Source organism: Sulfitobacter sp. SH22 (genome assembly GCF_965641905.1).
GTDB lineage: Bacteria > Pseudomonadota > Alphaproteobacteria > Rhodobacterales > Rhodobacteraceae > Sulfitobacter.
The window spans coordinates 494,493-506,362 of sequence record NZ_OZ282573.1 but is presented as its reverse complement, the minus strand read 5'-3'; the positions used below and the strand labels follow the sequence as shown (position 1 = coordinate 506,362).

The following is an 11,870-nucleotide window of genomic DNA, read 5'->3' as shown; positions in this document are numbered from 1 at the left end:
TTACGTCCCTCCAAACAGGCCGGAGGGTTTGAACAGCAACACCCCCACCATCAAGATGTAAATCGCCATGGAGGCGACAGCCGACCCGACGGACGTGGCCGATGATGCCTGCATGAATATCCCCAGAAGCGGCGGCAGCAGCACGCCCCCCAAGGTATCGGTCAGGCCCACCAGCAACGATCCGACCAGCGCGCCCTTGATCGACCCGATGCCGCCGATCACGATCACCACAAAGGCAAGGATCAACACAGGTTCGCCCATGCCGACCTGCACCGACTGGATCGCGCCGACCAACGCACCGGCAAGCCCGGCAAGCGCGGCACCAAGGGCAAACACCAAGGTATAAAGCTTTGAGATATCAACGCCCAATGCGGCAATCATCTCGCGGTCGGCCTCTCCTGCGCGGATCTGGACGCCGATGCGGGTTTTGGCGATCAGCCAGAACAGCCCCAAGGCCACCAGCAAGCCCACGCCGATAATCACCAGCCGGTACAGCGGGTACAGAATGCCCCCCGGCAACATCACCGGTCCGGCCAGCGCCGCAGGCACATCAAGGAACAGCGGAAAGGAGCCGAAAAGCCAGCGCGTCCCTTCCGAGAAAATAAGGATCAACGCAAAGGTGGCCAGCACTTGGTCCAAATGGTCGCGTTCATAAAGGCGGCGGATCACCAGCAGTTCGACCAGCGCACCAGCAGCAGCGGCGGCAGCAAGTGCGGCGACCAAGGCCAGCGCAAAGGAACCGGTCCAGCCCGCCACCGCAGCAGCGGCAAAGGCACCGACCATATAGAGCGATCCGTGGGCCAGATTGATCAACCCCATGACGCCAAAAATCAACGTCAAACCGGCAGCCATCAAGAATAGCATTACCCCGAACTGAAGTCCGCTCAGAACCTGTTCGATCAATAATATCAGGGACATATAGGTCGTTCCTCAGGTGAATATTGCAGGCATCGACCTGTCAAAATGTGCTGCGCCGACAGAGCGGCGCAGCACGTTGGATTACATTTTGCAGTCTGCACCATAGACATCTTGATGGTTGCTGGCCGCGACCCCGATGATCTTGTTGGTCACGATGTCACCCTCTTTGACGACTTCGCGCATGTAGATATCCTGGATCGGATGGTGGTTTGGTGCAAAGGCAAACGCACCACGTACCGATGCGAAATCAGCCTCTTCCAATGCGGCCTGAAAGGCGGCGGCGTCTTTCACATCGGCTTTGCCCATCGCGCTTTGCAACAACAACGCCGTGTCATAGCCCTGTGCCGCATAAAGCGACGGCAAACGGCCATACTCTGCCTGGAAATCGGCAACGAATTTCTTGTTCGCCTCGTTGTCGATGTCCTTGGACCAGTGCGATGTGTTCTTGACACCCAAGGCCGCATCACCGATCGCGCCCAAGATTCCCTGATCAAAACTGAACGCAGGGCCCATTACTTTCTTATCCACACCGGATCCGGCATATTGTTTCATAAATGAAATTCCCATGCCCCCAGGCAGGAAGAAATAGACCGTATCGGCATCTGATGCGCGTATTTGTGCAATCTCTGCGGCATAGTCTGTCTGGCCCAATTTGGTATAAACCTCGTCAACGACCTCACCTGTGAAGGTGCGTTTGAACCCGGTCATGCCATCGGTCCCCGCAGGATAGTTGGGTGCCATCAGGAATACTTTTTCGATGCCATTCTCGCTGGCCCATGACCCGCTTGCCTCGTAAAACGCATCATTCTGCCACGCCACGTTAAAGTAGAAGGGGCTACAGCCCTTGCCGGCCAGCGCCGACGGACCCGCGTTTGGTGACAGATAGAATTTGCCCTGTGCGGTGACCGCTGGCACCACGGCCATCGCAAGGTTGGACCAGATGATACCGGTCATCACATCGACCTTTTCGGACTGGATCAGCTTGTCGGCCAGTTGCACCGCGATATCCGGCTTGCGCTGGTCGTCTTCGATCACAAGCTCCAGGTTTTCATTGCCCTTGGCCGCCAGCACAAAGCCGTCGCGCACGTCGAGCCCAAGGCCCGCACCGCCGCCTGACAGGGTCGTGATCATCCCGACCTTGACCTTGCCGCCATGGGCTTCGGCATAGGCCATCCCGGCGCTTAATGCGGCAATCGAGGCCGCTGCAATCAGTGATTTCAGTTTCATAACTCTCTCCGTTGAAGTGTTGAGCCTCTTTAGACGGGCTCGTTTGGTCGTTTCACAGTGACGTTTGCGGGCTGGCCGTCAAGCAGTGCGGGCTTAAGTAACCCGCGACTTTACTTTATATTTATCGTCGTCCCACAGATTGTTGTTCATGACATCGGCGACGATCTTGACCGCCGCAGTCACGTCGGCGCTGTCGATATAAAGCGGGGTAAAGCCAAAGCGCATGATATCAGGCGCGCGAAAATCGCCGATCACACCACGGTCAATGACGGCCTGCATCGCGGCATAGCCTTGTTCAAAGCGCCAAGACACCTGACTGCCCCGGATCGCCGGATCACGGGGGCTGGCCAGCGTCAGCGCAGGCACATCACGTTCGATCTCGGCGATGAACTGCTCTTGCAGCGCGATCGACGCGGCGCGCAGATCGTTCATGTCCACATTCGCCCAAAGCTCCATCGCGACCTCGAGGGCGGTCAGCTGGATCACAGGGGGCGTGCCCACGCGCATCCGCTCGATCCCGTTACCGGGGGCGTAATTAAGATCAAATTCAAAGGGTTGACGGTGTCCCAACCATCCGGCCAACGCAGGTTCAACGCTATCCGCCAGATCGGGCCGGACATAGATGAAACCGGGCGCGCCGGGGCCGCCATTGAGGTATTTATAGGTACAGCCCACAGCAAATTCAGCATTCGATCCAGCCATATCCACCGGCAAAGCCCCAGCCGAATGGGCCAGATCCCAGACCATCACAGCGCCCTTTGCATGCGCCAGATTGGTCATCGCCTTCATGTCGTGTTTGCGCCCCGTGCGGTAATCCACCTCGGTCAACATCACCACGGCGATGTCTTCGCTGATCGCATCCGCCACCTCTTCCGGGGCCACGGTGCGCAACTCATAGCCCTGCTCCAGCAGCTTCACCAGCCCCTCGGCCATGTACAGATCAGACGGAAAGTTGCCCGTGTCGCTCAGGATCACGCGGCGGTCCTTGCGCAGCTTCAGCCCCGATGACAACGCCTGAAACACCTTGATCGACAGCGTGTCGCCCATGACGACGGACCCGTCCGGCGCGCCGATGATGCGCGCGACCATATTGCCGACGCGGGAAGGCTGCTCCATCCAGTTGGCCTTGTTCCAGCCGCGGATCAGCATTTCGCCCCATTCATCCGCCATCATCGCCTGCACCCGTGCAGGCACGGCGCGCGGCAGCGGCCCCAGCGAATTTCCATCCAGATAGATCACGCCCCCGGGCAGGAAAAACGCCTCTTTATTCAGTATATCAGCCACTTAAAGCGCTCCTCTTACGTGCCATAATTCAGGGAAAAGTTCGACTTCGAGCATCTTGCGCAGATAGGCTACACCATTGGTCCCCCCCGTCCCGCGTTTGAAACCGATGATCCGCTCTACGGTCGTGACATGGTTAAAACGCCAGCGGCGAAAGTAATCTTCAAGATCAACGAGCTTTTCCGCCAATTCGTAAAGCGCCCAATGTTTCGACGGGTTTTCATAGACTTGCTGCCACAGATCCTGAACCGCCGGGCGGGCCTCCCAGTTTGTGGTGCCGGGATCGCCGGCAAGGGGCGCATGGTCTAACCCCTTGCAAAGATGCGCAATTGCGACCTGATACAGACTGGGTTGCGCCAGTTCGTCTTGCAACGCCTTGAGCGCATCGGGTTTATGTTTATGCACCTGCATCAAAGCGCCGTTGCGGTTGCCCAGCAGATATTCGACCAGCCGGTATTGGTGCGACTGGAACCCGCTGGAGTTGCCCAAAGACGGCCGGAACGCGGTGTATTCGCTGGGGGTCATCGTGCGCAACACATCCCACGCGCTGTTAAGCTGTTCAAATATCCGCGCCACGCGCGACAGCATCTTGAAGGCCGACGCCAGATCATCCGACAGCATCACCCTGCGGGCCGCCTGCAATTCATGAATGGCCAGCCGCATCCACAGCTCGGACGTCTGGTGCTGCACGATAAACAACATCTCGTCATGGGCATCACTTAGCGGATGCTGCGAGGATAAAATCGCATCCAGCCCCAGATAATCGCCATAGGACATGTCCTTGGCAAAATCCATTCTTGCCCCTTTTGAGGCCTCTTCAAAACTGCTCATTCTTTTTCCCTCAGCGCGAAACGCTGTATTTTCCCTGTCGCGGTTTTCGGCAGAACATCAATAAAACGGATGTCCCGTGGATATTTAAACGGCGCAATGGTCGCTTTAACATGATCCTGCAACAGCTTGATTGTGCTTGTATCTTTTGGTGCGCCTTTGGTCAAAACGACATGCGCCTGCACGATGGAGCCGCGCTGCTCGTCCGGCTTCGCGACCACGGCACATTCCGCTACAAAAGGATGCGACAGCAATGCCGCCTCGACCTCGGGACCCGCAATATTATACCCGGACGAGATGATCATATCATCGTTGCGCGCGGCAAAATGCAGGTATCCATCGGCGTCCATGCTGAAACTGTCACCGGTGATGTTCCACCCGTTCTGGACGTAAACCGCCTGCCGGCCATCGGCCAGATAGCGGCACCCTGTCGGCCCCCGCACGGCAAGCCGCCCGACCTCTCCGCGCGGCAGCTCCGCACCATCTTCGCCAATTACCTTGGCCTCGTATCCGGCGACGGGCTTGCCGGTGCAGGCCGCGCGGTGATCGTCAAACCGGTTCGAGATAAAGATATGCAGCATCTCGGTCGCGCCGATCCCGTCCAGCATCGGCTTGCCGGTTTTTTCCTGCCAATCGTGGTAAACAGGCGCGGGCAAGGTTTCGCCCGCACTGACGGCCGCCCGAAGGCTTGACAGATCGGCACCACGGTCCATCGCCGCCAACATCGCGCGATAGGCGGTGGGGGCCGTGAAACACACAGTCGCCTTATATTTCTCGATGATCTCGATCATATTCGGCGGTGACGCGTTTTCCAGCAAGGTCGCTGCCGCACCGAAGCGCAAAGGAAAGATCGCCAGCCCCCCCAGGCCAAAGGTAAACGCCAGCGGCGGCGATCCTACGAACACATCGCTCGGTGTGACCTGCAAAACCTCGCGGGCATAGCCGTCAGCGATGATCAACAAATCGCGGTGAAAATGCATCGTCGCCTTGGGGCTGCCCGTCGTACCCGAGGTAAACCCAAGCAGCGCCACATCATCGACAGCCGTATCAACCGCGTGAAACTGAACGGGTTTCTCAAGCGCCAGCCGGTCCAGTTCGGCGTCATGGTTGCTGGTGCCGTCAAACCCCACAACCGATTTCAAGTATTGAGACCCCTTGGCGCAGGCCGTCATTTCATCCATCAACCGCGTATCACAAATCGCGTGGCTGATCTGGGCCTTGTCGACAATCGCCGTTAACTCTCCGGCGCGCAGCATGGGCATGGTGTTTACCACCACCGCCCCCGCTTTGGTCGCCGCCAGCCAACAGGCCACCATCGCAGGGTTGTTCGCCGACCGGATCAACACGCGGTTGCCGGGTTTCAGCTCCAGGTTCTCGACCATCGCGCGCGCCAGCTTGTTGGTCCAGTCCGTCAGTTCCTTATACGTCCGGCGGCGGCCATTTCCGATCAGCGCAGTGTGATCACCGAACCCTTTTTCCACCATTGAATCAGTAAGTTCCACACCGATATTCAAGCGATCGGAATAGTCGAACCCGTCAAGCAGCAGGTCCGGCCAACTGTCCTTGGGCGGCAGGTTGTCGCGTGAAAACCTATCGAAATGTCCTGACGGCTGCATGTCCACCTCTCCCTACATCGCGCCAATGGTCTGGCGTGCGATAACAACCCGCTGCACGTCCGATGCACCCTCATAGATGCGCAGCGCACGAATTTCGCGGTACAGGCTTTCCACCATCATCCCGTGACGGACCCCGTCACCACCAAACAGCTGAACCGCCTTGTCGATCACCAGTTGCGCGTGATCCGTGGCAAACAGCTTGGCCATCGCCGCCTCGCGGGTGACCCTCGGCGCGCCCTGATCCTTTAGCCAGGCGGCGCGGTAAATCAGCAAGGCCGAGGCATCCACATCCACAGCCATATCCGCGATATGGCCCTGTACCATCTGCAAATCCGCCAGCGGCTTGCCCTGCACCTCGCGCGTTGTCACACGCTGCAATGCCTCGTCCAGCGCCCGGCGGGCAAAACCCAAAGCGGCCGCGGCAACCGTCGAGCGGAACACATCCAAGACCGACATCGCAATGGCAAACCCCTGCCCCGGTGCGCCCAGCATGGCGGACGCAGGCACGCGGCAATCGGTGAAACGCAAGGTCGCCAAAGGATGCGGCGCAATCACCTGCAAGCGCTCGGCAATCTCGAACCCCGGCAAAGCGGCGGGCAGGATAAAGGCAGAAAGCCCCCGCGCGCCCGGCGCTTCTCCGGTCCGCGCAAAAAGCGTGTAAACATCTGCGATCCCACCATTGGAAATCCAGGTCTTCTCGCCATTCAGAACATAGTCATCCCCATCCCGCGTCGCCGTCATGGTAGAATTCGCGACATCGGAACCGGACTGCGGCTCGGTCAGGGCAAAGGCAGAAATCGCCGCGCCCGACCGCGTCTTGGGCAACCACTCGGCCTGCTGTTCAGGGGTCCCGAACAGACTGATCGCACCGGTCCCAAGCCCCTGCATGGCAAAGGCAAAATCGGCCAACCCGTCATGCCGCGCCAGGGTTTCGCGGATCAGGCACAGGCTGCGCACATCCAGCGCCTCACCGCCCTGCGCACCGGAATAGCGTAACCAACCGCCCCCGCCCAACATCGCCACCAGCGACCGACACGCCGCATCCGTATCGCTATGATCCACGCCGGCCAAAGCCCCCGCGGACCAGACATCCAAATCATCGGCCAACGCCCGATGCCGGTCCTCAAAAAACGGCCAATCCAGAAAACTGCGGTCAGACATGACGCCCCGCCCCCCTGTTCATTTTGCCAGATAAACTCCCGCCGGAGGCTCCCGTCCTCACATCAAACACCACCGCTCAATTCCCCTCGAACACGGGCCGCTGCTTGGCGACAAAAGCGTTATAGGCGCGCTCGAAATCGCCGGTTTGCATGCAGATCGCCTGCGCCTGCGCCTCGGCCTCGATCGCCTGTTCGATCGACATCGACCATTCCTGCGCCAGCATCGTCTTGGTCATCATATGGGCAAAGTTTGGACCCGACTGGATTTGCTGCGCCAGCGCCAGCGCGTCAGCCTCCAATGCATCGCCTGCCACAAGACGGTTGAAAAAGCCCCAGCGTTCGCCCTCCTCCGCCGACATGGACCGCCCGGTATAGAGCAACTCTGCCGCGCGGGTCTGGCCGATGATGCGCGGCAGGATCGCGCAGGCCCCCATGTCACAGCCCGCAAGCCCGACACGGGTGAACAAAAACGCCGTCTTTGCCTCGGGCGTGGCCAGCCGCAGGTCGGATGCCATGGCGATGATCGCGCCTGCGCCCACACAAATACCATCCACGGCGGCGATCACCGGTTTGCCGCAGTTCACGATGGCCTTGACCAGATCGCCGGTCATACGGGTAAAGCGCAGCATGTCTTTCATGTTCATGCGCGTCAGCGGCCCGATGATGTCATGCACATCTCCGCCCGAGCTGAAATTCCCGCCGTTCGACCCAAAAATCACCACATCCACGTCATCGGCATAGACCAGATCACGGAACCAGTCGCGCAGTTCGGCGTAGCTGTCAAAGGTCAGCGGGTTCTTGCGGTCTGGGCGGTCCAGACGGACCGTGGCGATGCCGTCCTTGATTTCGCAGAGAAAGTGTTTCACGTCGCTACGCATGGCTTGGGTCATTTATTTTTTCCTTATTTTCAGCAGCTTGCGCCACCACAATTAATTGCGCGGCCATGGCGCGGGCATCTGCCGCGCTGATCCCGCTAAGCATCTCGTTGATCCAGCCCTCGTGGGCGTTGGCCTGGCGTGCGAATTCCACATTGCCTGCCGGTGTCAGCCGCAAGGTCATCGCGCGGCGGTCCCCCGGGACAGGAACCCGTTCTACCAGCCCTTCGTCGGCCAAACGATCCGCGATACCGGTGACATTACCGTTGGACACCCGCAACACACCTGAAAGCTGGCTCATCTTCAGGCCTTCGGGGTGGCGCGACAGGGCGGCCATCACGTCAAAGCGCGGCAGGGTGGTCTTGAAATCGACCCGCAGTTTGTCGCGCAGGTGCCCGTCCACGTGGCGGGTCAGCCGCAGCAACCGCAACCACAGGCGCAGCCGATCTTTCGACGGGCTGCTCATATCTCGCCGCCCGATACCGACAGCGCATGGCCATTGACCATCGACGCGCCGGATGAGGCAAGAAATGCCACAGCCGCCACCACTTCGTCGGTGGTGATCATGCGCCGCATCGGGTTGCCGCCGACAACCAGTTTTTCCGCCTTTTCGCGGGGGATATCAAAGCGGGTCATCACGTTGTTCACCGCCGCCTGCCCCATATCGGTATCCACGAAACCCGGGCAGACCGCGTTGCAGGTGATGCCGTCACGGGCGACTTCCTTGGCCAGTGCGCGCACCAGCCCGATCACCCCGTGTTTTGCCGCCACATAGGCCGAGATATTGGGCCCGCCCTGCAAACCGGCGGTCGAGGCGATGGCAATCAGACGCCCTCCTGCCTGCATCCCTGCCAAGGCGGCGCGGAAGGTCAGGAAGGTGCCGGTCAGGTTCACGTCCAGCGTCGATTGCCAGTCGGCCAGCGTCATGTCGCGCAGCTTGGCGGGTTTACCGGCACCTGCATTGGCGATCACGATATCATAGGGCGCGTCGAACAGCGCCTGAACCGATGCCTCGTCGGTTACATCCAGGATGCGGCACGTCATGCCGCGGCCCCCGTCGGTTTCCTCAAGCGCGTCCATCCGGCGGCCCACGATGGTGACATGTGCACCGTCCTGCGCGAAATGCCGTGCGATGGCGCGCCCGATGCCCGATCCGCCCCCTGTGACAAGTACTCTAACCATCAGACACGCCCTTCCATTTCTGCGGCGCGGTCGGCATTGCGCCACGCCTGATCTCGTCCCGCCTCATAGGGTTTTGGCCAGACCGCCTGACGGTCGCCAATTGCGGCCCCCTGATGCAAGGTCCAATAGGGATCGGCCAGATGCGCCCGCGCAAGGCAGACCAGATCGGCCCGCCCCGCCATGAGGATTGAATTCACGTGATCGGCCTCGAATATATTGCCGACCGCCATCGTCTTGATCCCGCCATCGTTGCGGATCCGGTCCGAGAACGGGGTTTGGAACATGCGGCCATAGACTGGCTTGGCTTGGGTCGAGGTCTGTCCGGCTGAAACGTCAATGATATCCGCCCCTGCCGCGTCAAACAACGCTGCGATTTCAACGGCTTCTTCAGGGGTTACCCCGTCATCGCCCGCCCAGTCATTGGCCGAAATACGCACCGCCATCGGTTTGCCTGCGGGCCAGACAGCACGCATCGCGGCAAAGACCTCCAACGGATAGCGCATCCGGTTTTCAAGGCTGCCGCCATAGTCATCATCACGCGTATTCGAGAGCGGAGAGATAAAGGACGAGACCAGATAGCCGTGCGCCGCGTGCAGTTCGATCATATCGAACCCTGCGCGGTCGGCCATTTCGGCTGCGGCGACAAACTGTGCCGTCACGGCGTCCATATCCGCACGGGTCATTGCCTTTGGCACCGCGTTTTCATCCGACCACGGGATCGCCGAGGCTGACAGCAACGGCCAATTGCCCGACGGCAAGGGCGCATCCATCTTTTCCCAACCGACCTGCGTCGATCCTTTGCGGCCCGCATGGCCGATCTGGCAACATATTTTCGCATCTGTTTCAGCATGGACGAAATCGGTCAGCCGCTTCCATGCGGCCTCGTGCGATGGTGCATACAGCCCCGGACAACCCGGCGTGATCCGCCCGTCCGCCGATACGCAGGTCATTTCGGTATAAACCAGCCCCGCCCCGCCTTTTGCGCGTTCGCCGTAGTGGATCAGATGCCAGTCGGTCGGCGCGCCATCGACCGCCTTGTACTGCGCCATGGGCGATACCACGATGCGGTTTTCCAGTGTCATATCGCGCAATTGGAAGGGTGCGAACATCGGCGCGCGGGCGGGCAGATTGGTGCCTGCGCCCGCTTGCTTCATGAACCACGCCTCTGCCCCGCCCAGCCATTTCGGATCGCGGGCGCGCAGGTTTTCATGGCTGATGCGTTGGCTGCGGGTCAGCATCGAATAGTTCAACTGCACCGGATCAAGATCAAGATAGCGTTCCACGTCCTCGAACCACTCGACCGAATTGCGCGCGGCCGATTGCAGGCGCAGCACTTCCAAACGGCGCGCGGCCTCGTATTTTTCAAAGGCGGTCGCCAGATCCGCATCATCCGTCACATGTTTCGCCAGCGAGATTGCGGATTCCAAGGCCAGTTTCGTGCCCGACCCGATGGAAAAATGCGCCGTAGCCGAAGCATCGCCCAGCAGAACGACATTCTCGTGGCTCCATTTTTCACACAACACACGGGGGAATTTGATCCAGGCCGACCCGCGAATATGCCCCGCGTTGGTCATCAGCTTGTGACCGCCCAGATGGTCCTTGAAGATTTCCTCGCAGGTGGCGATCGATTCCTGCTGGGTCATCTCGCCAAAGCCGTAGGCATCATAGGTTTTCTGCGAGCATTCCACGATGAAAGTCGCCGTATCGGGATCGAATTGATAGGCATGAACCCAGACCCAGCCTTTGTCCGTCTTCTCGAAGATAAAGGTAAAGGCGTCGTCGAATTTCTGATGCGTGCCCATCCAGACAAAGGGACAGCGGCGCACATCGATATCGGGCTTGAATGTGTCCTCAAATTCAAGCCGTGTTTTTGAATTCAACCCGTCGCAGGCCACGACCAGATCATAGTCATCCATATAGGCGGATGCCGATTTCACTTCGGTTTCGAACTGCAGGTTAACGCCAAGGGCACGGGCGCGGTCTTGCAAGATCAGCAGTAGCTTTTTGCGCCCGATCCCGCAAAACCCGTGACCGGAGGACGTGATCACCTGCCCTTTGTGATGGAGCGCAATATCATCCCAATAGGCGAAATGGCTGCGGATTTCAGCAGCACTGACAGGATCGTTTTGTTCAAGGTTATCAAGCGTTTCATCTGACAGAACCACACCCCAGCCAAAGGTGTCATCAGGCTTGTTGCGTTCCAGAACGGTGACATCTGCATTCGGTTGGCGCAGTTTGAGCGAGATCGCAAAATACAGCCCCGCAGGCCCGCCCCCCAGACATATTGCACGCATCCCGTCTCTCCCGATTGGTGTCGTTAACCGTGACGGTAGAGTGAGTCGCTTTTTTCTTCAAGCATATATATTTTAATCCTAAAATACCTAGTCGCAGAGCGTCCGGACGCGCAAGCCGAACCGTGCACCAACACGAAGGCTGCAGAAACGCTTCTATGCGTTGTTTGTTAAGCGAAATTTTAAGATGAGTGGTGCCCCCACACGGCGAGTGGTGAAGATGTTCATTCCCCTAAGCTACTGATAGTAAGGATAACTTCAAGCCACCATTTTCCTCCGTGTAACTTAATGTGTTACCTTCAAGGCCCCGCGCATGATGAGCTAACAACATAGCCTGAATGGGCATACAGTCCTCAGTAGCCGCTCTGCATCGGAAGCTGTTTAAGATGTACTCGACCACGACAAAAACTCGCAAAAGTAGCAGTATGCCTATTGAAAACAACCAATTACTTAACTAGCGTTGAATTTCGTGCGGGCGGGTAGCCTATGGCT

At 59.0% G+C, this 11,870-nt stretch carries 10 protein-coding genes; all 10 read right to left on the bottom strand.

Annotated elements, in window-relative coordinates:
• The 10 genes from ACSQ13_RS04535 to ACSQ13_RS04490 all read right to left on the bottom strand — a co-directional run bounded on the left by ACSQ13_RS04535 (position 1) and on the right by ACSQ13_RS04490 (position 11,381).
• Positions 1 to 918 carry a branched-chain amino acid ABC transporter permease gene (locus tag ACSQ13_RS04535; protein ID WP_295510381.1) on the bottom strand — a complete coding sequence of 306 codons (918 nt, stop codon included), beginning with the start codon at positions 916 to 918 and terminating at the stop codon, positions 1 to 3.
• An 81-nt stretch (positions 919 to 999) separates the two neighbouring features.
• On the bottom strand, positions 1,000 to 2,145 hold the full coding sequence (locus ACSQ13_RS04530) for an ABC transporter substrate-binding protein (protein ID WP_176250198.1): 1,146 nt from the start codon (positions 2,143 to 2,145) through the stop codon (positions 1,000 to 1,002).
• 93 nt (positions 2,146 to 2,238) lie between these two features.
• On the bottom strand, positions 2,239 to 3,429 hold the full coding sequence (gene kynU / locus ACSQ13_RS04525) for a kynureninase (protein ID WP_295510383.1): 1,191 nt from the start codon (positions 3,427 to 3,429) through the stop codon (positions 2,239 to 2,241).
• Positions 3,430 to 4,257, bottom strand: coding sequence for a tryptophan 2,3-dioxygenase (locus tag ACSQ13_RS04520; RefSeq protein WP_295510386.1), 828 nt, complete (start codon positions 4,255 to 4,257; stop codon positions 3,430 to 3,432).
• Positions 4,254 to 5,870 (bottom strand): AMP-binding protein, encoded by a 1,617-nt coding sequence (locus ACSQ13_RS04515; RefSeq protein WP_295510388.1) that lies wholly within the window; start codon positions 5,868 to 5,870, stop codon positions 4,254 to 4,256. The genes ACSQ13_RS04520 and ACSQ13_RS04515 overlap by 4 nt, the downstream gene beginning before the upstream one ends.
• 12 nt (positions 5,871 to 5,882) lie before the next feature.
• Complete coding sequence (locus ACSQ13_RS04510; RefSeq protein ID WP_176250203.1) at positions 5,883 to 7,031, bottom strand: acyl-CoA dehydrogenase family protein; 1,149 nt, start codon at positions 7,029 to 7,031, stop codon at positions 5,883 to 5,885.
• 76 nt (positions 7,032 to 7,107) lie between these two features.
• Positions 7,108 to 7,908: an enoyl-CoA hydratase family protein gene (locus ACSQ13_RS04505; RefSeq protein ID WP_176250237.1), complete on the bottom strand. Its 801-nt coding sequence runs from the start codon at positions 7,906 to 7,908 to the stop codon at positions 7,108 to 7,110.
• Positions 7,901 to 8,371, bottom strand: a complete 471-nt coding sequence (locus tag ACSQ13_RS04500; protein ID WP_176250204.1) for a MarR family winged helix-turn-helix transcriptional regulator — start codon at positions 8,369 to 8,371, stop codon at positions 7,901 to 7,903. Before ACSQ13_RS04500 ends, ACSQ13_RS04505 begins: the two co-directional genes overlap by 8 nt.
• Positions 8,368 to 9,087: an SDR family NAD(P)-dependent oxidoreductase gene (locus tag ACSQ13_RS04495; RefSeq protein ID WP_295510392.1), complete on the bottom strand. Its 720-nt coding sequence runs from the start codon at positions 9,085 to 9,087 to the stop codon at positions 8,368 to 8,370. The genes ACSQ13_RS04500 and ACSQ13_RS04495 overlap by 4 nt, the downstream gene beginning before the upstream one ends.
• Positions 9,087 to 11,381 carry a bifunctional salicylyl-CoA 5-hydroxylase/oxidoreductase gene (locus ACSQ13_RS04490; protein ID WP_295510395.1) on the bottom strand — a complete coding sequence of 765 codons (2,295 nt, stop codon included), beginning with the start codon at positions 11,379 to 11,381 and terminating at the stop codon, positions 9,087 to 9,089. Before ACSQ13_RS04490 ends, ACSQ13_RS04495 begins: the two co-directional genes overlap by 1 nt.
• Positions 11,382 to 11,870: the final 489 nt, after the last annotated feature.